Below are 21810 nucleotides of genomic sequence, written 5' to 3'. Positions count from 1 at the left end.
AACACACAACACAAAACACTTACAAAATGCTCTCTACCAAAAATAAAGATGCTCGCGTCCACTATACAGTTCTCACACAACACACCACCCCCACACCACACCACCACCCACCAGGACATAAACCCAGGTCAGACACGACGATGCGACACAGACATGATCACGAAACAACAAAAACGATGTTGTCCCAGACACCCAACAGCATGCCAATGCACCATAATTTACGCTTGCGACAACAATCACCTGTCAACCACACGTGGTATGCGATCCACCCGATAATTTACGATGGCGGGTCAACACTTGTGACCACCAACCACCAACCACCCACCAGACACACACCCACCGACCACAACTGTGACCAGCAAGAAAATGGTGACTACTCAACGTGAGTGAGAAAAATATTTAAGCTCCTTAGAAAGGAGGTGATCCAGCCGCACCTTCCGGTACGGCTACCTTGTTACGACTTCGTCCCAATCGCCGATCCCACCTTCGACAGCTCCCCCCTGTAAACAGGTTGGGCCACTGGCTTCGGGTGTTACCAACTTTCATGACGTGACGGGCGGTGTGTACAAGGCCCGGGAACGTATTCACCGCAGCGTTGCTGATCTGCGATTACTAGCGACTCCGACTTCATGGGGTCGAGTTGCAGACCCCAATCCGAACTGAGGCCGGCTTTCAGCGATTAGCGCACCCTCACGGGCTGGCAACGCGTTGTACCGACCATTGTAGCATGTGTGAAGCCCTGGACATAAGGGGCATGATGATTTGACGTCATCCCCACCTTCCTCCGAGTTGACCCCGGCAGTCTCTCATGAGTCCCCACCATAACGTGCTGGCAACATAAGACAAGGGTTGCGCTCGTTGCGGGACTTAACCCAACATCTCACGACACGAGCTGACGACAACCATGCACCACCTGTATACGAGCCACAAGGGAAACCACATCTCTGCGGCGATCCCGTATATGTCAAGCCCAGGTAAGGTTCTTCGCGTTGCATCGAATTAATCCACATGCTCCGCCGCTTGTGCGGGCCCCCGTCAATTCCTTTGAGTTTTAGCCTTGCGGCCGTACTCCCCAGGCGGGGCGCTTAATGCGTTAGCTACGGCACAGAAGTCGTGGAAGACCCCTACACCTAGCGCCCACCGTTTACGGCATGGACTACCAGGGTATCTAATCCTGTTCGCTACCCATGCTTTCGCTCCTCAGCGTCAGTTACTGCCCAGAGACCTGCCTTCGCCATTGGTGTTCCTCCTGATATCTGCGCATTTCACCGCTACACCAGGAATTCCAGTCTCCCCTACAGCACTCAAGTATTGCCCGTATCGCCTGCACGCCCGGAGTTAAGCCCCGGAATTTCACAGACGACGCGACAAACCACCTACGAGCTCTTTACGCCCAGTAATTCCGGACAACGCTCGCACCCTACGTATTACCGCGGCTGCTGGCACGTAGTTAGCCGGTGCTTCTTATCCAGGTACCGTCACCACCCCACAAAGGGCAGCTTCGTCCCTAGCGAAAGAGGTTTACAACCCGAAGGCCGTCATCCCCCACGCGGCGTCGCTGCATCAGGCTTGCGCCCATTGTGCAATATTCCCCACTGCTGCCTCCCGTAGGAGTCTGGGCCGTATCTCAGTCCCAATGTGGCCGTCCACCCTCTCAGGCCGGCTACCCGTCGACGCCTTGGTAGGCCATTACCCCACCAACAAGCTGATAGGCCGCGGGCTCATCTCGTACCGAAAAACTTTCCACCCACCACACTAAAGGAAGGTTATATCCGGTATTAGACCCAGTTTCCCAAGCTTATCCCGAAGTACGAGGCAGATCACCCACGTGTTACTCACCCGTTCGCCACTCGAGTACCCCAGCAAGCTGAGGCCTTTCCGTTCGACTTGCATGTGTTAAGCACGCCGCCAGCGTTCGTCCTGAGCCAGGATCAAACTCTCCATAAAAAAATTTCAGAAGAAACAATTCCAGGCAGAGCCCAAAACCCAACCAAAAAACAAACAACCAACGATTCAAAAAAAATCATCAACTGCTCACACCCACCCCCACAACCCGACGGGGAAGATACAAGGTGGGCAAAAAAATATACGACAACGACTGTCAAATCACTGCACGTACCGGACACACTCACCACCCACACACCCCCTCACAGGGACATGCACATGGCGCGTTATTTACCGTGGCACCCGATCCAAGAAGAGGTACCACCCGGCACACACCAACCACACCCACCAAACAACACGCCGGAGGGCACAGCTGGCCAACAGCACAATCATCATCACAAACAAAAGTACATTGGCACACTATTGAGTTCTCACACAACATCCGTACACCCTCTGCTGCGGCCTTGCGACCCGCTCGGAGCGACTTGTTTGAACTTACGCTAGCGGACTGACACTGTCAAATCCGGGCTATGAAGTTCATATTTTCTCTGCCGCCTTGCAACCTCTCGGCTGCTCGTTGGCAACGTTGAATACTATACGAAGATCGATGCAGATAAGACAAATCTGCCGGTCACGGCGGATAAACGTCGGGACGGGCGGGCGTCGAAAAGCATCTTTTAGTGGTACGTGGCGATCGGACCGTTGGGCCCTTCGATGACCTGAACCGGGGTGTTGAAGATGCTCGTGAGGACCTCATCGCACATGATCTCCGCGGAAGGGCCGAACTCGACGATTTCGCCAGCCTTCACCGCGCAGATGTAATCGGCGTATTGGGCGGCGAAGTTGATGTCATGTAGAACGACGATGATGGTGCGGCCGAGCTCGCGGGCCGCCTGATGCAGATGGCGCATCATCTCGACGGAGTGGGCGATGTCGAGGTTGTTGAGGGGTTCGTCGAGAAGCACGTAATCAGTTTCCTGGCACAAGACCATCGCGACATAGGCGCGCTGACGCTGACCGCCGGACAACTGATCGAGGTAGCGATTCTCCAGATCCGTGAGGTGAAGGAAGTCGATGTAGCGAGAAATGATCGCCTCATCCTCTTTGGTCAATCGCCCACCGGAATAAGGGAAACGACCAAAGCCAACGAGCTGGCGCACCGTCAGCTTGGTGATGAAGTGATTTTCCTGGCGCAGGATGGAAATGATCTTGGCCAAGTCCTTGGACTTAGTGGTGGACACGTCGTACTGCGCCACCTTGATATCGCCGTCATCCAAGGCGAGAAGTCGACCAATCATGGTGAGTAAGGTCGACTTGCCGGCACCATTGGGGCCCACGAGGGCAGTGATTCCGCCGGCGGGAATCTCCAGATTCACCGGGCCAATGGCGACCTCACTGTTGTATTCCTTGCGGACATTGTTCAGCGTAATCACAGCCGGCCCTTTCTGAGGATGACGTACAGGAACACCGAGCCGCCAATCAGCTCAATGATGATGGAGACCACGCCCTGGGCATAGAAGACGTGATTCATGATGAAGTATGCCCCGGTGAGCACGAGGAATGCCAAGCCCGCCGCCATGGGAAAGAGGAAACGGTGGTCATAGGTATCGGCGAATTGGTAGGCCAGGGTGGCCACCAGGAACCCGAGGAAAGTCATCGGACCGACAAGCGCCGTCGACACCGCCATGAGCACGGAAACCAGGATCAACGTGTAAATGGCCAGGCCCTTGTACGGCAAACCCAGGTTAGTTGAGGTATCTCGGCCGAGCGCGATGATATTGAGTTTGCGGGAATTGAGGTACATGAGCAGCGTCGCTCCCCCGACAAGCGTGATGGCGATCGGGTAGTAGGACGGGTCCGCGTTGTTGACCGAGCCGAAAAGTCGGGCGGTGAGGATGTCGAAGTCCGAAGGCGTAAGCATGCGCTGCATGAAGGTGGAAACAGAGCCCAAGCCGCCGCCGATGACGATTCCCACCAGCAGCATGGCATGCATGTTGGAGTGCTTACCCGTCAACAGCCACGAGTAAAGAAGGAGAGAAAGCCCCACCATGAGAACGAGCTGCAACAGGAAAGTCGTGAGGTTGCGGGCCTGGATGAGACCGGCGGCACCGAAAAAGTAGATGGTCGAGGTATGGATCGCGGTATAGAGCGATTCAAATCCCATGATCGACGGCGTGATAATTCGATTGTTGGTCACCGTCTGGAAAGCCACGGTGGCCACCGCCTGGCAGACGGCGACGATGATCATGGCTATGACGGCGTCGGCACGCCGTTGAGCGATGAGCCAAAAGGTCGAACTGCCAAACGGCATGGGGTTGCCCCAGGCCAGCAGACCGAAGGCAAAGAGGAGCCCGAATCCGTAGACGGCTGTCAAGATAATCCAGTATCGGCGGGCGGCGGCCCGCGACTGGAAGGTCCCAGCCGTGCGGCCGAGTGGCGAGGCAGGAGTGTGCTTCGGCCAAGTTTCCTCGAGTTGCTCCTGGCGGGCAGCTGCAGCCGTCTCTTTGCCGAGGAAATTTTCCACTCCCGCGGAATCCGGCCGCTCAACCATGTCTTCGACGTAGCGCTTCTTATCCACGGCGCTGCCTCACGATCAGGAAGACGAAGACGATGGCGCCGATAATGCCGAGGATCACGGACACCGGAATCTCGAAGGGAGAAATGATGGTGCGGCCGATAAGGTCGCAGACGGTGACGATGCCGATGCCAAGCAGTGCCACCCACGGGAGGTTGGAGCGGAGATCGTCGCCACGGAACATCGAGACCACGTTGGGGACGATGAGCCCGAGGAAAGGCAGGTTACCCACGACGACGGTGACCACGCCCGTCGCCACCGCGATGAGGCCGGTGCCGATGAGCAGCATTCGGTTGTAGTTGAGGCCCACGTTGGTGGCTACCTCTTCACCCATTCCGGCGACGGTGAGGCGATCGGCGTAGATGAACACGGCCACCACCACGATGACGACGATCCACAGCGCTTCGTATTGGCCGCGGAAGATGTCAGTGAAGGAGCCGGCAAACCACACGCCCAACGATTGGAGCAGGTTGGTCTGCAGGGCGAAGAAGGTGGAAATCGAGCTCACCACTGCGCCGAGCATGATGCCGATGATCGGCACGATGAGGCTGGAGCGCAGGGAAACTCGGCGGAGAAAGAGGAAGAAGACCATTGTGCCGATGAAGGCGAAGAAGACGGCGCCAAACATTCGGTCGAGCAGGGATGCGGCGGGCACGAAGTAGGTCACCGCCAGCAGCCCAAGCCCGGCCCATTCGGTAGTTCCGGTGGTCGTGGGCTCGACGAAGCGGTTCTGCGTGAGAAGCTGCATCACCAGGCCGGACATCGCCATCGCAGCGCCTGAGAGCACCAGTGCAATGGTCCGGGGAATGCGGGTGGTGGCGAACATGTCCCAGCCATCGCTGGTATTGAGAATGTCGTATTCACCCACCGACAACGAAGCGGCGAGCAATCCGAGAACCACCGCCACTCCGAGGAGAAGCTTCCAATCGAAGAGTTTTTTCCTCGTGCGGGCGTCTCGGCTGGTCGCCGCTGTCGCTGTCGTCATGAATTTCCCTACTGTGGTGGAGCTATAAGTCCAGAATGAACCTAGTTGTTCTGGGCCTCGAAGGCATCCGCGATGTCGTTCAGCATCTCGGTGTAGGTGATGATGTTCTCGTTGGTGTAGGTGTCCTGCGGAGCGTAGACAACGTGGCCTTCTTGAATGGCAACAACGTTCTTCAGCGGCTCGGAGCCCTCGATGATGTCCTTGGCGGCGACGTAATCAGGTTCGTTGCGGGAGCTGGTGCCACCGTCTCGGTCAAGGACGAGAATCCAGTCGGGGTTGGCGGCTGCGATGGCCTCGACGGAGATGTCATCACCCTGGTGGTTCTGGGAAGCGTCATCGACTTCGAGCGCCGGGGTCAGGTTGAGCAGATCGAATACGGGGCCGTAGGTACGGCCGATGCTCGGAGCGATGAAGCCGATGGTGCCGCCAGAAACGTTGACGGCCATGACCTTCTTAGAAGGATCGTAGGCAGCCTTAGCGCGAGCGAGGGCGGCGTCGAAGTCAGCGACAAGCTTTTCAGCTTCGGCTTCCTTGTCAAAGATCACACCCAGCTCAGTGACCTGGCGCTTCAGTTCCTCGTCCAACGGCTCGTCGTCGCGGGGCGAGAAGTCAACGACGGCTGCCTCCGGAACAAGCTTGACGATGTCCTCCCGGTACTGCGTGAAGCGCTGACCGTTGACAACGAGGTCAGGCTGAGCTGCGGCCAGGGCCTCGAGGTTCGGCTCGCGGTGGTTGCCCAAGTCAACGATGTCGGCGTTGTCCTTGTAGTCCGGCACGGTGGCAGGCACCAGGGCCTTCGGAACCGCAACGGGCACGACACCCCAGTCGTCGAGAATCTCGAAGGAACGGTTGTCGGTGATGGCAACGCGCTCGATCGGCTGCGCGATCTCTTCCGTGCCGAAGTTGTCTTCTACGGTGATGAAGGTGGTGCCACTGGCTGCGGTGGTGTCGCTGGTGGAGGATGAGTCCCCGTTTCCACAGGCAGTCAGCACGAGGCTCGCGGCGGCTACGGCAGCGACGAGCGAGTAACGAATCTTGGCCATGATGTCCTTCGTAAGTTTTGTGGGGCTTCTCGCCCCCGGAGGCTAGGTCACAATGAACTCGGATAACGTTCGCAGGAAACTATACAAGGATACCCTTAGTAAGCAAAGCCTAATTTAACTTTCACCCTCATTCCCTTACCCCACCATCAGCAAAACCACTGGCAGAGTGGGCATTCCCCCACGCCACCTCTCGCGCGACCTAAGGTGGAAGCACAGCCAATCTGCCTGAGGAGTGCTCACATGACCACCACATCCCAACCAGTCGTCGTCCCGCCAGCCAGCTCCGCGATAGTCCTCGTCTTGAGCCTCAAGGAGGGCTCCGAAGCCACCGTCCGCACCTTGCTTGCCGACGTCCCCGGCCTCATCCGCTCAGTCGCCTTCCGCGCCAAGGAAGACCGCCTCACGGCGGTCGTCGGCATCGGCTCCAATGCGTGGGACAAGCTTTTTGACGGCCCCCGTCCCGCCCACCTCCACCCCTTCCGGGCAGTCCAAGGTGCGATCCACCAAGCGCCGTCCACTCCCGGCGACCTCGTCTTCCACATCCGCGCCCAGCGCTTCGATCTGTGCTTCGAGCTCGCCCGCCAGTTCATGGCCCGCCTCGATGGCTCCGTCACGGTCGAGGACGAAACCCACACCTTCAAGTACTTCGACGAGCGCGACCTCCTCGGTTTCGTCGACGGCACCGAAAATCCCGAAGGCCTCGCCGCCATCGACGCCGTGACCATCGATTCCTCCGACCCGGACTTCACCGGGGGTTCTTACCTCATCGTGCAGAAGTACCTCCACGACCTCACCTCCTGGAACCACGAGACCGTGGAGGAACAGGAAAAGGTCATCGGCCGCACCAAGCTCGACGACATCGAGCTGCCGGATGACATCAAGCCCAGCAACTCCCACGTCGCCGCCAACACCATCACCGATGACGACGGCAACGACCTCCAGATCGTCCGCGAGAACATGATCTTCGGCGAGGTCACCGCCGAGGAGTTCGGCACCTACTTCATTGGCTACGCCAAGGACCCCGCCATCACGGAAAAGATGCTCGACAACATGTTCATCGGCTCCCCTCCCGGTAATCACGACCGCATCCTGGACTTCTCCACCGCCACCACCGGAACCCTCTTCTTCATCCCGACGATCGAGTTCCTCGAGGACTGCGATTCTTAAGGCCTAAGTAGTATGGACTAGTCCCAACCGTTAGACATGACGGGCCGCCTCAGCGTTGACCCGTTGCCGTCTCTCCCCCGAGAGAAATACACATGCAATTACCTTCCTTGGGCATCGTCCAACGATTACGCACCGAATCGGGCAGTGCGCTCCTCCTCGTGGCCGTCACCATCGTGGCGCTGGTGTGGGCAAACTCCCCGTGGTCCCACTTCTACACTGAGCTGTGGGAGACCCACATGGGAATCTCCCTCGGTGATTTCTCTGTTGTGTCCCGTGTTTAATGGAGGGTGCAAACCTGCACATCCTCAAGGAATCTATCAATGCCTAAGAAGTACCCCGACGAGCTCAAAGCACGCGCCATCGAACTCGTCATCCACGCCCAATCCGACTCAGTCACCGCACGCGGTGCAGCCGGTCGGGTAGCTGAACAACTCGGACTCAACCGCGAAACCCTGCGTAGCTGGGTCAGCGCCCACAAGAAATCTGGTGCCACCGCTGTCGATGAGTCCCTCGATCTAGAGGCAGAAAACCGGCGGCTACGTGCCGAACTCGCCGAATCCCGGCGTGCTAATGAGATCTTGAAGAGGGCTTCGGCTTGTCTATCGCGGCGCAGCCACGACCGCCCACACCGGTAATCGTCGCCTTCATTGACGACAACCGTAAGGAGTTTGGTGTCGAGCCGATCGTACGGGTACTAGCTAGTACTCCCGCGCGTATCGCGACGAGCTCCTATTACGCCTTCAAATCCCGACCTACCTCGGCCAGGGCCATCCGTGATGTGAAGATCGTGGCTGCTCTTCGTCGAATCCACGCCGAGAACTACTCCTGTTACGGGGTGCGGAAGATGTGGCACGCGATCAACCGTGACGGCAGCTGCGGGCATGTCGCCCGCTGCACCGTGGAACGGCTCATGCGTGAGGCCAGCCTCGATGGTGTGCGTCGCAAGCGGAAGAAACCATCCACACGCTCGGCTGACGCTGCTGATTGCCCTACAGATCTGGTTGACCGGGTATTCGGGGTACTGGCACCGAATCAGTTGTGGGTCGCGGACATCACCTACATTCCCACTGCGTTGGGCTGGGTGTATACCGCGTTTGTCTTAGATGTCTACTCCCGACAGATCGTCGGCTGGCAGGTCACCAATCACCTGCGGCAATCATTAGCTACTGATGCGGTGACCATGGCGTTAGCTGCCCGTCGGCGTGCGGGCGAGTCGGTGGCCGGGCTGGTCCACCACAGCGATAGAGGCGTGCAATACCGGGCGGTGCATTACACCGACACCCTGGCCGATAGTGAGGTTGTCGCCTCTGTCGGATCCAGGGGCGACTCCTACGACAATGCGATGGCCGAAGCATTGAACTCGGTGTACAAGGCCGAGTTGATTGACCGCCACCACTGGGACGGACTCATCGATGTCATGGCTGCTACAGCGCAGTGGGTCGGGTGGTACAACTCTGCTCGGCTTCACTCCCAGATTGGCTATCGCACGCCTGATGAAGCTCACTCACAGTTGGCGGTTATGGCCGCTGCTGGTTGAGTTCTCCAATTTCCAGACCCTCCACAAAACCCGGGGCTTGACAGACTCTAGTCTTCGGTTGCCCGACCTCGTAACCCCCTAACCTGGACGCATCCCCAAGGATTGCCGAGGCAATCACTCCTGAATACACTGTATTCAGGAGCTGTAATCACAGAGGAGGCCGAACAATGCACACGATGACTGTCCGCATGAGCGAGCAAGACGCGGAACTTGTCCGCAAGTTTGCTGCCTTCGAGGGTGTCACCATCTCCGACTTCGCCCGAGCCGCCATCTTCGAGAAGATCGAGGACTCCTATGATCTCCAGGAACTCCGCGAAGCCATCGCCCACGATTCCGGCGAACGGTTCACCATCGACGAGATCCTCGACGAACTCGCCTGATGCCGACTCCACCCGGTACCTACCGCGTACAACTGACAGCGAAAGCCCGCAAGCAACTGAAGAAGATGGATCGCTTCGACGCCAAGATCCTCGCAACGTGGATCAAGAACAACCTCGATGGCTGCGTCGACCCGCGAGCCTTCGGCAAGGGCCTGTCGGCGAACCGTTCAGGTGAATGGCGTTACCGAGTGGGCTCCTACCGCATCCTGGCGTCGATCCACGACTCTACGGTGACCATCGAGGTGTTCTCCATCGGCCGACGCGACAGCGTTTACGACAACTCCTGATCCCTTGAGTTCCCTATCCCACAGGAGCGCCAACCAGTGCCCTAAATGAGAGGAAACCCCAGACCATCGCGGGTCTGGGGTTTCCTTCTTTGTGGAGCTGCCGGGAATTGAACCCGGGTCCTCCGTTAACTCGCCAGGGCTTCTCCGTGCGCAGTTCGCGCATGATCTCTGCTTGACCCTCCGGCTCGGACGAACTCGTCCCGGATGATGGGCCCAGTCGGCGGTAAGGTGTCCCGCTCAGCCCCGCTGACGCGGCTGAGCAGCTAGCCTCTTAGTCGATGCCAGGGTCCGGGTCAGAGACAAACCCGGTCTGACAGACACGCGGTCGCTTGCTTAGGCAGCGAGGGCGTAGTCGCGCTGAGTGTTCTCGGCGCTTATCAGTTTGCTGCGACGCTTACGGTGGTCCTCAGCCTGCACCGGCACGCTTCCCCTGGCTCACTATACGAAGTCGAAACCAAAATCAGCCCCGTAGTCCTGCGGCGGGATTATGCAATCGTTCCGCGGGAAGCTCGACATTAGCGCAAGCCTGAGCGAATGGCAAGTGTTTATCGCAGGCCGCTGGGTCGGACGGAGATTTCTTGGACGACGGCGTCGTCGGTGGCGTCGACGGCGAGGCGGACGGCGGCGGCGATGGACGCGGGTTGGACGTAGAGGCCGCCGTCGTAGTCGTGGTTGCCGCCGTGGGCTTGGAGTTGGATTTGCATGTCGGTGTCTACGCGGCCGGGGTGGACGGAGGTGACGCGGAGTCGTCCGAGTTCTTCTTCGCGGAGGGCGTCGGTGAAGGCGCGGAGGGCGAATTTGCTGCCGGAGTAGACGGAGCTTCCGGCGCCGGAGTGGTGGCCGGAGCCGGAGTTGATGGCGACGATGGTGCCGCGGGCGGCGCGCACTGCGGGGAGCAGGAGGCGGGTGAGTTCGGCGACGGCGAAGACGTTGAGGGCGAAGACGTCGTTCCATTGGGCTGGGGTTAATTCTTCGACGGTGCCGAGGGTGGCCACGCCAGCGGAGTGCACGAGCACGTCCAGGCTGTCGATGCCGGAAACTGCTGCCGCCACGGCGGCAGGGTCCGTCAGATCAACCACAAAGGGTTCGGCACTAGGAAGCTTATCGACGACCGCGCGTGCCCCCTCGTCACTCGTAGCCCCCACCAGGATGTGATGGTCACGGCCCAAGTCGTGGGCGATGGCTGCGCCGATGCCTCGGCTGGCTCCGGTGATGAGTGCGGTTTTCATCCGGTGATCCCCTTCACGCGGCGGCCGAGTTCACGGGTGATCTCCCGTTCCTCGGTCCGGCGCTTGATGTCTTGTCGCTTGTCGTAGTCCTGTTTACCTTGGGCTAGCCCGAGTTCGAGCTTGACTCGTCCTTCCTTCAGGTACAACTGCAGCGGGATGAGGGTGCGGTTGCCATCACGGACTTTGCCCATGATGGAGTCGATCTCGCGTCGGTGCAGCAGCAGCTTGCGGGTGCGCTTCGGGGAGTGGTTTGTCCAGGAGCCCCTGGAGTATTCGGGGATGTGGAGGTTGCGCAGCCAGACTTCGCCTTCGTCGACGGTGGCGAAGGCATCGGTGATGGACACTTTGCCTTCACGCAGTGACTTGATTTCGGTGCCGACGAGAGCGACGCCGCATTCGAAGGTTTCAAGAATGTTGTAGTCGTGCCGGGCCTTGCGGTTGCTTGCCAGGACGGCCCGGTCCTGGGGTTTCTTTTTCTTGGCCATAACTTTTCCCATGGTACAGGCCGTGTCTAGGTCAAGAACAGCACTGTCCAACCGACGACGATGATCACGGCGATGGCCATCGTGATGAGGAGGGGCCAGGCCCGGCGCGGGCCCAGCATGAGGGAACTCCCGAGTCGGGGCGTGGACATGATCGAAGTGGTGGTGGGAGTATCTAACGCCAGGGCGGCGAAGGCGGGCCGCTCCACGATCTGGGGCGCGAAGTCGCGGCCAGCGACGAGGTAGCGGTCAGCGACGAGGTAGCGGTCACGGACTTCGGGGTGACCGGTGAGGAAGACGCGAGTGTGAACGGGGTCGTCGGCAACGTGGCGGGAGAGGGTGTCGGCGTCGAAGGGTGCGGTCCGCAGGAGGCGGCCGACGAGGAGGTCCCGGTCGGCGTCGATAAGCAATGCCCGGGGGACGATCGTGGACTCGAGGACATCGATGTCGCTGCGCAGCTCGACCCTGTCGGGGTCGAACCCGGCGGCGGCGAGATCGCCGACGTAGCGGCCGAGTTGCTGGACGGAGATTCCCGTCGGGTGGACGAGGACGACGCGACGGGGCTGGCGCGAGGGCGCGGCGTTGAAAGCGGAGGTGACGCAGCGGGCGACGGTGGGGAAAATGCCGAGCAGATGCGTCTGCCCTTCCGCCAGGGATATCGCCACGCCGAATCCGCCCGGGCCGGCGGAGAGCCCGATATCCCAGTTCATGTTTTAGAAGAGGAAAGACACACCGAGGACGATCGCGGCGGCCACCACCAGGATAAGGACGAGGTTAAGGGTCTTTCGGTCCTTGGTTTCGGTTGGTTCCGCCTCCGAGGCGGACTCTGGGATGGTGACGATCGATTCCGTCGTCGGGTGAAACAGAGCCAACCGGGCGAGTTCTTGGCGGTCGATGACCTCGGGGGACAGCTCGGCGAAGGCTTCGACGACTCCCCCACGGGTGTCGGGGTGCCCGATGAGGACGGGCCGGATGGCCGGATCGGCCTCCATGATCTCGGATGCTCTACCGACGTGGATGGGCTCGCCGCGGGTGGCGGGCGGGGGCACCATGATGTCGCGGTCGGCGTCGATAAGCAAGACCGGCGCGCCGTAGGCGGTGCTCAGGACCTCGATGTCCGACCTGACCTGGACGTCGCGGGCGGGGATCTTCTCGATGACCAACTCCCCCAAGTACCACTTCAGTTCGTATGGGGGGATGCCAACCTCGGAGATGAGAACCGTGTGGCCAGGTAGTTTGCTTTCCTCTCCTTGGGCGGCGGCCCGCATAGCCCGGTCAATCTCGGGGAAGAAACCGAGGATGTGGGGTGAGCCGGCGGCGCCGAGTTTTGCGGCGCCGATGCCGGTGGGGGTGGCCGCGAGGGCGAGGGTCCAGGTCATGGCTCTACTTTCTCACATAACTACGCAGCGCCACCTGTGCGGTGATGCCAGAGAAGATGACACCGATGATGGCGACGATGGGGGCGACGAGCCAAATATCGGAGGTGGTGACGGGCGCGATGAGCTGAGAATCGTAGAGTCCCCGCAGCGCGTTGTCGATGACAAATTCTTTGCCCAGGAACAAACCAACCGTCGCCAGGATCGAGCCGACGAGCGTGGCAAACACTGCCTCCAGGACGAACGGGGCCTGGGTGTACCAGCGGGAAGCGCCGACCATGCGCATGATCGCCATTTCATCGCGGCGGCTGAAAGCGGCGATCTGGACCATGTTGGCAATGAGGAAGATCGCGGCTAGCGCCTGGACCGCGGCAACGAGGAAGGTGGCGTTGCGGACGGCGTCAAGATTGTCGGTGGCGCCACGGAGGTCGTCGACCTGATCGACGATGGTGTCCACCTGCGGCAGGTCACGCACGGGATCGAGCGCGGACTGCTCGAGCGGATCGGTCAGGCGCACGTGCAAGGCGGCGGGCAGGGCATCCGGCGAGGTCTCGGCGGCGAGCTGCGGGTCGGTGTCCTGGAACACCTCGAGGAAGCGCTCGTAGGACTGCTCTCGGGAGCGGTAGGTGACCGATTCGACGCCGTCGGCGCCCTCCAGCAGGTCGCGCACCTCCTGGCACCCGGCGGAGGAACAGTCGGCATCGTTGGCGGAGATGTCCTCGTCGAACTGAATCATCACTTCCACGCGGTCGAGGTAAATGTTCTTGGTGTCCTCGGTCATGTTGGTGACCAGGAAGCCGGTGGCCAGCAAAGCCAAGGAGATCGCCGTTGTGATGATCAAGGCAATCGTCATGGTGACGTTGCGGCCCAGGCCGCGCAGGGCTTCTCGGAATACGAATCCAGGTTTCATCAGGTGCTCCTACCTTGTCCTTTAACTATCGGGATTCGCCGTAGACGCCGTGCTGATCATCGCGCACGAGGCTTCCGAGGTTGAGTTCGATGACGCGGCGACGCATGTCGTCGACAGCGCGGGCATTGTGTGTGGACATGATGACGGTGGTGCCACCCCGGTTGATTTGGCTGAGCAGGGTCATGATGTCGTCGGAGGTCTCCGGGTCGAGGTTGCCGGTGGGCTCGTCGGCCAAGAGAAGCAGCGGGCGGTTGATAATGGCGCGGGCCACGGCGACCCGCTGCTGCTCGCCGCCCGAGAGCTCATTGGGCATGCGGTTGGCCTTGGCAGCCAAGCCGACCATCTCCAGAGCATTGGGAACAGCCTTGTCGATGTGCTTTTTATTCTTGCCAATCACCTCCAGTGCAAACGCAACGTTGTCGTGGACGTTGAGTTTGGGCAGCAACCGAAAGTCCTGGAAGACGTAACCGATGCGCTGGCGCAGTTGGTTGATCTGACGTCCCTTCAGCTTGTTCACGTGGAAGTCCGCGAAGTGGATATCACCGGAGGTGACGTTTTCCTCCCTGACCAACAACTCCAAGAAGGTGGACTTGCCGGAGCCCGAGGGTCCGATGAGGAAGGCGAATTGACCCTTTTCGATCGTGAGGCTGATGTTGTCCAGGGCAGGCCGCGTCGAGGTTTTGTAGACCTTGGTGACTGATTCGAAGGTGATCACGCCCCTCACTGTAGCCAACCGACTGTTACAGATGAAACAAAAGTGGCGGAAGTTGTCAAAGTAGCCTCACCTTCCCGCGTCCTATATGGTCAGGAAATTATGAGTCAATCGCCAACGACCACACAGCGGCCGCAACCGAACAAGGCTTCCGGGTTCCTCGGAATCGTCGAAAAGCTGGGCAACAAGCTCCCCGACCCTTTCTGGCTCTTTGTCATCCTCGCCGGTCTCGTCGCCCTCGCCAGCTGGATCGGCTCAGCAGCGGGCATGTCGGCCATAAAACCCGACACCGGCGAAACCGTCGAGGTGACCAACCTGCTCACCCCGGACGGCCTGCAACGCATGGTCTCTGAAGCGGTATCCAACTTCACCGAATTCCCGCCCCTGGGAGTGATCCTCACCGTCATGCTGGGCGTGGCCGTGGCCGAGCACTCCGGGCTCCTCTCCGCGCTGGTCCGCGCCATGGTGTCCAAGGTTGGTCCTCGCACGCTCACCTTCGCCCTCGCGCTGGCCGGCGTCACCGGATCCGTCGCCTCTGATGCCATTTACGTCATCCTCATCCCCCTTGGTGCCATGGCCTTCCACGCCGTGGGCCGCTCCCCCATCGTCGGTGCCATGGTCGCCTTCGCCGCCTCTTCCGCCGGCTTCAACGCCTCCCTCATCCTCAACATCACCGACCTCCTCCTCGCCGGCCTGTCCACCTCAGCTGCGCAGATCATCGACCCGGACTACGTCGTCTCTCCCCTGGCCAACATCTACTTCGTTATCTTCTCCGCCATTGTCTTGGCGCTCATCATCACCGCCGTCACCGAGCTGTTCGTCGACCGTAAAGCCCGCGAGCTCGTCGACCACGATCAGATCGACTACTCGGAGATCTCCTTCGGCGAGGGTGAAGAGGATAAGAACGACCTCTCGCTGAGCCCCACCGAATCCAAGGCCCTCGGCATCACCGGCATCGCCCTCGTCGGCTACCTCGCGGTCTACTTCGCGCTGCTCTTCATCCCGGGCTCACCGATGGTCACCGACGACGGAGCCATGAACAGCCCACTCATCCGCTCCGTGGCCATCCCGATTGCCCTGGCCTTCTTCTTCCTCGGGCTCGTCTACGGCGTTGCTGCCAAGACCATCGAGAACGCTGGCGACATCCCCTCCTTCATGGCTCGCGGCTTGAAGTCACTGCTCCCCATGCTCGTGCTTTTATTCGCCGTGGCGCAGTTCCTCGCCTGGTTCAGCTGGTCCAACCTCGGAGTATGGACGGCGATCAAGGGTTCGGAACTCCTGCAGACGTGGAACCTCCCGCCGCTGCTCATGTTCGGCGGTTTAGTCCTCATGGTGGCCCTGCTCAACCTGTTCATTACGTCCGGTTCGGCGCAGTGGGCGCTCATGGCCCCGGTCATCGTGCCGATGATGATGCTGGTTGGCGTGTCCCCCGAGGTCTCTCAGATGCTCTTCCGCATGGGCGATTCCCCCACGAACATCATCACGCCGATGAGCCCCTACTTCGCTCTAGCGCTGACGTTCCTCCAGCGCTATTACAAACCGGCTGGGGTGGGCACGCTCATGTCGCTGGCTCTGCCGTTTTCTATCGCCATGCTCGTCGGCTGGTTCCTCGCCTTCGCCGCGTGGTACACCCTCGGCATCCCGCTCGGGCCCGGCACCCCCATGGAGTACGTGCCCAGCTAGGCGTCCTGCTGCTCCGCCATCCGCCAACGGATGCCCGCTTCGAGGAAGCCGTCGATGTCGCCATCGAGCACCTTCGTGGGGTCGTTGACTTCAAAGTTGTTCCGCAGGTCCTTGACCATTTGGTAAGGGTGCAGCACGTAGGACCGCATCTGATTACCCCAAGAGGCATTGCCACCGGCACCCAAAGCGTCCATTTCGGCGCGCTCTTCCTGGCGCTTGCGCTCCAACAGCTTTGCCTGGAGCACGCGCATGGCGGAGGCTTTGTTCTGGATCTGTGACTTCTCGTTCTGGCAGGTCACCACGATTCCGGTGGGAATATGGGTGAGGCGCACCGCGGAGTCGGTCGTGTTCACGGACTGGCCACCAGGTCCGGAGGAGCGGTAAACATCGACGCGGATCTCCGAATCGGCGATCTCGATCGAGTCGGTTTGCTCGACCACGGGTAGAACCTCAACCTCGGCGAACGAGGTTTGGCGACGGCCCTGGTTATCAAACGGGCTAATGCGGACGAGACGGTGCGCACCCTGCTCGACAGAAAGCGTTCCGTACATATAGTCACCGTGCACCACGAACGTCGCGGACTTGATGCCCGCTTCCTCAGCATAGGAAATGTCGTACACGTCGACTTTGTGGCCGTTCTTCTCCGCCCATCGGGTGTACATGCGCATGAGCATTTCCGCCCAATCCGCGGCATCAACGCCACCAGCGCCGGAGCGGATGTTGATCACGGCTTCGCGCTGGTCATACTCCCCCGACAGCATCGTCGTCACCTCAAGGGCTTCGACCTGGGCGCGCAGCTCCTCAAGCTCCTCATCGACCGAGCCGTCATCCTCGCCCTCTTCCTCGGCGAGTTCGTACATGATTGGCAGATCATCGAGGCGCTGGCGCAGCTCGGTGAGCTTGCGCAGCTTGCCCTGGACGGAGGAAAGCTCCGAGGTCACCGTCTGAGCGTGCTCTGGATCGTCCCACAACGACGGGTCAGCTGCTTGCTGCTCCAATTCCCTCACCCGGGCGGACATCTCCTCCGGGTCCATCACCTTTTCGATGGTGGAGAGGGTGGAATCAATGTCGTCCAACGCAGCAGATATTTCCGGTCGCATAACCCGTTAGTCTACGTTGCGCAGTTGGCGGGGCAATCGTGCGATCAGCGCTACCAAAAACAGGCCCGCGGCAGTTCCGGCATTGAGCATGAACAGTCCCATGGCGGCTTGCCCCGTTTCGTCCGGCAGGACCGCCGTGATGAAGAACCCGATGCCGAGGCCGAAGGAGGTTGCCCACGCCCCCACCAGCGCTTTGCCCGATACCTTGAGGGTCAACCACACCACCAGGGTGATGGAAGCAATCGCGCAGGCGACGATCTGCAGCGGGTGGTATTCACCTCCATTGAGCATCGTCCACATCGTGGCGAACCAGATGATCACTCCGCCTGCGATGCCGAGGCCGCGGGCTTTCCACGCGCGCCTGGCGTTTCCGGCGAAGGCCATGCCGACGATCTGCGGAACACCGAAGAGCACCACTATGGTCAACAAGCCAATGATGTTCATTAACATTCACCCACTCTACCCGGACAGTCTGGGCCTCAAGAGGCACAATGGACCCCATGACTCAACCAGCTACCACGCTTGAAGACATGATCGCCGCCATCACCAAGACCTTTGCCGTCGCCCACGAGACGGATTCCGATGAAGCCCTGGCGCAGGCCCTGGTCTACAACGCCGGCCGGTTGGCCTGGCGGATGCGGGAGCAAGGGGTGGAAAGCGAGCAGAAAACCTCCGTCTCGGACGTGGTCACAGCAGCGGACCGGGCGGCGGAGGATTTCGTCGCGGGAGTGCTGGAGATCCTGCGCCCCGAGGATGGTGTGCTCGGCGAGGAGGGAGCGGCCCGGGAGTCCGCATCAGGGCGGACCTGGGTGGTTGACCCCGTGGACGGTACCTATAACTTCACCTCAGGCTCGGACTACTGGTGCTCCGCCCTCGCGCTCGTCGAAGGTGACCCCTCGCAGCCGGAGGCTCTCCTTTTCGGGGCGGTTCACCGCCCCGCGATGGGCTACACCTGGTTCGGCGGCCCGGGGATTGCGACGACCCGGGATGGGGCGGGCGTCGATAAGCTCAACGCCCAGCCCGCCGCACAGCTGAGCCTGGCCACCTACCTGCACCCCACCTTCTTGGCGCAGGAAGCGGTCCGCGCGGCGTGGGTGAGCGTGGCCACCGAGTTCGCCACCTTGCGCATGTTCGGGGCGGGGTCCGTCGACCTCGCATCGGTGGCCGATGGTTCGCTCGGGGTATGGATCCAACATTCCGTCGCCGATTGGGATTGGCTGCCCGGCAAGGCCCTCGTGGAGGGCGCCGGCGGCATCGGCATCAAGGTCGAGGCCGGTGGAGTCACGTGGTGCGTGGCGGGAAACACGCTGGCAGTGGAGCAGGCTACGGCGGCGCTGGCTAGGATGTCAGCATGAGCAGTTACGCCGATGACCTCGCTTTAGCCCTCGAACTCGCGGATCTCGCCGATGCCTTGACCCTCGATCGCTTCGAGGCCACCGACCTCCGCGTCGACTCCAAGCCCGATCTCACTCCGGTCTCCGATGCCGACCTCGCCTGCGAGGAACTCCTGCGCACCAAGTTGGCTGCTTCCAGGCCCTCCGATGCGATCCTCGGCGAGGAATTCGGCGGCGACGTCACCTTCGAGGGCCGCCAGTGGATCATCGATCCCATCGACGGCACAAAGAACTTCGTCCGCGGCGTGCCCGTGTGGGCCACGCTCATTGCCTTGCTTGTCGACGGCCGCCCCGTCGTCGGCGTCATCTCCGCCCCGGCGCTCACGCGCCGCTGGTACGCCGCCGAAGAATCCGGCGCGTGGCGCACGTTCAACGGTGGCTCCCCCAAGAAACTGTCCGTCTCCGGCGTCACCCAGCTTTCCGACGCCTCCGTGTCGTTTTCCTCCCTCGCCGGCTGGGACGAACGCGGCTTAAGGGACAACTTTTACTCGCTGTCGGAGAAGACGTGGCGGCTGCGCGGCTTCGGCGACTTCTTCTCCTACTGCCTCGTAGCCGAGGGCGCCGTCGATATTGCTGCCGAGCCCGAAGTGTCCCTCTGGGACTTGGCCCCCCTGGCCATCTTGGTCACCGAGGCCGGCGGCCGATTTACGTCACTAACTGGCGAGGACGGCCCCCACGGCGGCGACGCCGTGGCAACCAATGGGCTGCTGCACGGCGCCGTCCTATCTACCTTGCGCTAATTACTCCGCGAGCTGGAACCCAGCTCCCACGCCCCCACGGGCGTCGAGATCCTGCACGACGGTGTCCATCGAGGTGGACACCGTCGGCATGAACAGCGGGCCCTGCAACGGGGTGCGGCAAGCCAGCTCCGGGAAGGGCAACGACCCGCCCGAAATCATGCCAACCATCCGATCGCCCGCCATGACCGGCCCACCGGAATCACCCATCATCGCGCACACCTGAGAGATCTGGGTGTACGAATCGGCGCTCCACACATTGCCACAGGTGTTGCCCGTGGCCACGCCCTGCTTGCACAGCAACTGACCCGGAGAAACCGGCCCGCCGACCGAATTCACCGTGACACCGTTGTAGCTGCGGGTGATCTCCGCATTGGATCCGAGCTCAATGACGGAATAGTCATGCAGGTAGTTCGACGCCACGACGGTGCCCGTCGGCCCCACCTGCCAGGAGTCCGCAGAAAAGACCTTGTCCCCCGCCTTGCCGCAGTGCCCCGCGGTCAGTCCGACCTTTCGACCTTCCGAGTCCGTACCCACGACACCGAGAGTGCACATCATGTTCCCGCCGATGTACACCGGCGTTCCCGGGCCATACAGCGAGGCATCCTGATTCTGAACCACCATGGACTCCTCCGGAATGCGGGGAGCATCAAACCACGAGCCGGGCACTCGATGAAGAATGAACTCAGAGTTCGGCTTACCAGCCATGGCCTTGGACACCGGGTCCATCTGCCAGCGGTAATTCGGATCGAGGGGAACGAATTCCTCCGACACGAAACGCTCGCGGATCTCCGGGGTCACCTCCACCGGCTCTGCAAAAGGCTCTGCCGGGTTCCACGCCAGGAACTCCTGCGGGACAACATCGGCGATGGACTTATCAACGGCATCCGTGATCGACTTATCCACCGGAGCCGTCGGTATTCCCACCGACGCCAAGTCAGCTCGCACGCGATCCACAAACTGTGCCGAATCAACTCCCTGCGCGTTCGCCAACGTCGGAGCAGCCGCGAGTAACGCCCCCATCATCACTGTGGACATCAAAACACTTCGAACGCGGGACAGCCGTCGCATTGTGGGGGATTCTCTTCTCTTGTCGTACCCGGAAACTTTCTGCCGTCATCATGCCACGCCCACCCCCTCCCCGACGTCCGAAATCCCAACCGTGTCCAAATGGTTATCCGTCTCCCAGGATGCATCCGGGGAATAGGCTCGAAGGAGTCAACGCTTTAGACATGACAGTGGAAGGACCTCACCCATGAGCACCGCTTGTCCCTTCGATGGACTAGCCGAGGACTATGACCGCGAACGCCCCCGCTACCCCCGTTTCGCTTTCGAGTGGATTTCCTCCGAGTGTGACCTCGGCTCCGCCGCTACCGTCGTCGACGTCGGTGCCGGAACCGGAATAGTCCTTGAAGGACTCCTCCCCCTCCTGCCCGCCGACTGCCGAGTCGTCGGCATCGACTACTCCCACGACATGATTCAGGTGGGCACCAGGAAGTTCCCCAATCTCGAGTGGATCCAAGGCGAAGCCGAGGCGCTGCTATCGACTCTTAGCCCCGTGGACCTCATCACCGCCGGGCAGTCTTATCAGTGGTTGGACCGGGAACGCTTCCTCACGGAGGCATACGCGGCGCTGAGCACGCACGGCGGCTTGGCCATCATGCAAAACAACCGCGACTACCACTCCGGCGGCTTCGCGGATGCCTACGAGACCCTCCTCGAGACCTGGTCACCCGGGTACCAGCGCGACTACCGGAAGATCGACATTCAGGCCGAGTTGCTCACGACCTTCCCCACGGCGAACCTCAAGCAATTCCACTGGAGCCAAAAGAAGACGCCAGAGCAATTCATGGGAATGAGCGCCTCCTCCACCCAATCACAAGCAGCCCTGCACACCCACGGAGCTGAGTACACCGCTGCCCTCGAAGCACCAACGGCAGAATGGAGCGATGCCGACGGCCAGCTGACAATCCCCTATGTCACCGAGGTCTACCTCGGACAGAAGTGAGGACGTGGCCCTCACGAGGGGGCCCAAAATCCGCACTTCCTAACAACTCTGGGGTCAATCCCCCTTCCTAACCCGCCAAGTTGTTAGGAAGTGCGGGTTTCGCCGACTCAGCGGGTGCTGAAGTGAAGTGCCCTATGTCTTGTTCCGATCTACTTCCTCAAGTAGAGGTCGGATGACGCAACAGAAGTACAGCTCACCGGCTACGAAAATCAGGTTGCTACCGACAACCACCACTCCATGGGGACGCAGCAAGGATGGGTCGGCCCCTGGACCCAAAAGTGCGATATGACTTCACCCATTAATCGAGTGCCCGGATCCCGC

Annotated in this window: 23 protein-coding genes, 1 rRNA gene and 1 other RNA gene; 10 read left to right on the top strand and 15 right to left on the bottom strand. The window is 60.7% G+C overall.

What is annotated here, in order from left to right:
* Positions 1-412 precede the first annotated feature (412 nt).
* The 5 genes from CATRI_RS03300 to CATRI_RS03280 form a co-directional block, all read right to left on the bottom strand.
* Positions 413-1947: ribosomal RNA gene (locus CATRI_RS03300) — 16S ribosomal RNA — on the bottom strand.
* Between the two features lie 614 nt (positions 1948-2561).
* Complete coding sequence (locus tag CATRI_RS03295) at positions 2562-3317, bottom strand: iron ABC transporter ATP-binding protein (protein WP_290219722.1); 756 nt, start codon at positions 3315-3317, stop codon at positions 2562-2564.
* Complete coding sequence (locus CATRI_RS03290; RefSeq protein WP_435384190.1) at positions 3314-4408, bottom strand: iron chelate uptake ABC transporter family permease subunit; 1095 nt, start codon at positions 4406-4408, stop codon at positions 3314-3316. The genes CATRI_RS03295 and CATRI_RS03290 overlap by 4 nt, the downstream gene beginning before the upstream one ends.
* A 46-nt stretch (positions 4409-4454) precedes the next feature.
* Entirely contained in the window at positions 4455-5444 is a 990-nt protein-coding gene (locus CATRI_RS03285) for an ABC transporter permease (RefSeq protein WP_290219718.1), read from the bottom strand.
* A 41-nt stretch (positions 5445-5485) separates the two neighbouring features.
* Positions 5486-6487, bottom strand: coding sequence for a siderophore ABC transporter substrate-binding protein (locus CATRI_RS03280; protein WP_290219716.1), 1002 nt, complete (start codon positions 6485-6487; stop codon positions 5486-5488).
* Between the two features lie 240 nt (positions 6488-6727).
* Between CATRI_RS03280 and CATRI_RS03275 the strand changes: the two genes are divergently transcribed.
* The 6 genes from CATRI_RS03275 (at position 6728) to CATRI_RS03250 (ending at position 9858) form a co-directional block, all read left to right on the top strand.
* On the top strand, positions 6728-7654 hold the full coding sequence (locus CATRI_RS03275) for a Dyp-type peroxidase (RefSeq protein ID WP_290219714.1): 927 nt from the start codon (positions 6728-6730) through the stop codon (positions 7652-7654).
* 92 nt (positions 7655-7746) lie between these two features.
* A complete protein-coding gene (locus tag CATRI_RS03270; RefSeq protein ID WP_290219713.1) occupies positions 7747-7935 on the top strand; it encodes a Na+/H+ antiporter NhaA in 189 nt (62 codons plus the stop codon).
* 39 nt (positions 7936-7974) lie between these two features.
* A complete protein-coding gene (locus tag CATRI_RS03265) occupies positions 7975-8289 on the top strand; it encodes a transposase (protein ID WP_290219711.1) in 315 nt (104 codons plus the stop codon).
* A complete protein-coding gene (locus CATRI_RS03260; RefSeq protein ID WP_290219708.1) occupies positions 8250-9191 on the top strand; it encodes an IS3 family transposase in 942 nt (313 codons plus the stop codon). The genes CATRI_RS03265 and CATRI_RS03260 overlap by 40 nt, the downstream gene beginning before the upstream one ends.
* Before the next feature lie 176 nt (positions 9192-9367).
* Positions 9368-9571, top strand: a complete 204-nt coding sequence (relB, locus tag CATRI_RS03255) for a type II toxin-antitoxin system RelB family antitoxin (RefSeq protein ID WP_290219706.1) — start codon at positions 9368-9370, stop codon at positions 9569-9571.
* On the top strand, positions 9571-9858 hold the full coding sequence (locus CATRI_RS03250) for a type II toxin-antitoxin system RelE family toxin (RefSeq protein WP_290219704.1): 288 nt from the start codon (positions 9571-9573) through the stop codon (positions 9856-9858). The genes relB and CATRI_RS03250 overlap by 1 nt, the downstream gene beginning before the upstream one ends.
* 89 nt (positions 9859-9947) lie before the next feature.
* On the opposite strand, the gene ssrA is transcribed toward CATRI_RS03250, so the two are convergent.
* From ssrA to ftsE, 7 genes are all read right to left on the bottom strand, one after another.
* Positions 9948-10326, bottom strand: a transfer-messenger RNA (tmRNA) gene (gene ssrA / locus CATRI_RS03245).
* A gap of 77 nt (positions 10327-10403) precedes the next feature.
* Positions 10404-11087, bottom strand: coding sequence for an SDR family oxidoreductase (locus CATRI_RS03240; protein WP_290219702.1), 684 nt, complete (start codon positions 11085-11087; stop codon positions 10404-10406).
* Complete coding sequence (gene smpB / locus CATRI_RS03235) at positions 11084-11572, bottom strand: SsrA-binding protein SmpB (RefSeq protein ID WP_290219700.1); 489 nt, start codon at positions 11570-11572, stop codon at positions 11084-11086. Before smpB ends, CATRI_RS03240 begins: the two co-directional genes overlap by 4 nt.
* A gap of 26 nt (positions 11573-11598) precedes the next feature.
* Positions 11599-12279: a hypothetical protein gene (locus tag CATRI_RS03230; RefSeq protein ID WP_290219698.1), complete on the bottom strand. Its 681-nt coding sequence runs from the start codon at positions 12277-12279 to the stop codon at positions 11599-11601.
* Between the two features lie 3 nt (positions 12280-12282).
* Positions 12283-12948, bottom strand: a complete 666-nt coding sequence (locus CATRI_RS03225; RefSeq protein ID WP_290219696.1) for a hypothetical protein — start codon at positions 12946-12948, stop codon at positions 12283-12285.
* Between the two features lie 4 nt (positions 12949-12952).
* Positions 12953-13855 carry a permease-like cell division protein FtsX gene (ftsX, locus tag CATRI_RS03220; protein WP_290219693.1) on the bottom strand — a complete coding sequence of 301 codons (903 nt, stop codon included), beginning with the start codon at positions 13853-13855 and terminating at the stop codon, positions 12953-12955.
* Positions 13856-13880: 25 nt separating this feature from the next.
* Positions 13881-14570 carry a cell division ATP-binding protein FtsE gene (gene ftsE, locus CATRI_RS03215; RefSeq protein WP_290219689.1) on the bottom strand — a complete coding sequence of 230 codons (690 nt, stop codon included), beginning with the start codon at positions 14568-14570 and terminating at the stop codon, positions 13881-13883.
* A gap of 99 nt (positions 14571-14669) precedes the next feature.
* Between ftsE and CATRI_RS03210 the strand changes: the two genes are divergently transcribed.
* Positions 14670-16250 (top strand): AbgT family transporter, encoded by a 1581-nt coding sequence (locus CATRI_RS03210; protein WP_290219683.1) that lies wholly within the window; start codon positions 14670-14672, stop codon positions 16248-16250.
* On the opposite strand, the gene prfB is transcribed toward CATRI_RS03210, so the two are convergent.
* Together prfB and CATRI_RS03200 are read right to left on the bottom strand one after the other, a co-directional pair.
* Positions 16247-17350: a peptide chain release factor 2 gene (gene prfB / locus CATRI_RS03205; protein ID WP_290219677.1), complete on the bottom strand. Its 1104-nt coding sequence runs from the start codon at positions 17348-17350 to the stop codon at positions 16247-16249. The genes CATRI_RS03210 and prfB overlap by 4 nt on opposite strands.
* Positions 17351-17356: 6 nt before the next feature.
* The gene (locus CATRI_RS03200) at positions 17357-17800 is read right to left on the bottom strand and encodes a hypothetical protein (protein ID WP_290219670.1); all 444 of its coding nucleotides are present in this window, start codon (positions 17798-17800) and stop codon (positions 17357-17359) included.
* 50 nt (positions 17801-17850) lie between these two features.
* On the opposite strand from CATRI_RS03200, the gene CATRI_RS03195 reads away from it, so the two are divergent.
* Both CATRI_RS03195 and hisN read left to right on the top strand, forming a co-directional pair.
* Positions 17851-18705: an inositol monophosphatase family protein gene (locus CATRI_RS03195; RefSeq protein ID WP_290219664.1), complete on the top strand. Its 855-nt coding sequence runs from the start codon at positions 17851-17853 to the stop codon at positions 18703-18705.
* Entirely contained in the window at positions 18702-19484 is a 783-nt protein-coding gene (hisN, locus tag CATRI_RS03190) for a histidinol-phosphatase (protein ID WP_290219660.1), read from the top strand. Before CATRI_RS03195 ends, hisN begins: the two co-directional genes overlap by 4 nt.
* Here hisN and CATRI_RS03185 read toward each other — a convergent pair whose 3' ends face one another.
* Positions 19485-20552, bottom strand: coding sequence for a S1 family peptidase (locus CATRI_RS03185; RefSeq protein WP_435384180.1), 1068 nt, complete (start codon positions 20550-20552; stop codon positions 19485-19487).
* Between the two features lie 184 nt (positions 20553-20736).
* Between CATRI_RS03185 and CATRI_RS03180 the strand changes: the two genes are divergently transcribed.
* Complete coding sequence (locus CATRI_RS03180) at positions 20737-21489, top strand: class I SAM-dependent methyltransferase (protein ID WP_290219655.1); 753 nt, start codon at positions 20737-20739, stop codon at positions 21487-21489.
* Positions 21490-21810: the final 321 nt, after the last annotated feature.

Source organism: Corynebacterium atrinae (genome assembly GCF_030408455.1).
GTDB lineage: Bacteria > Actinomycetota > Actinomycetes > Mycobacteriales > Mycobacteriaceae > Corynebacterium > Corynebacterium atrinae.
The sequence above is the reverse complement of the archived record's forward strand: the minus strand, read 5'-3'. Positions and strand labels throughout refer to the sequence as shown.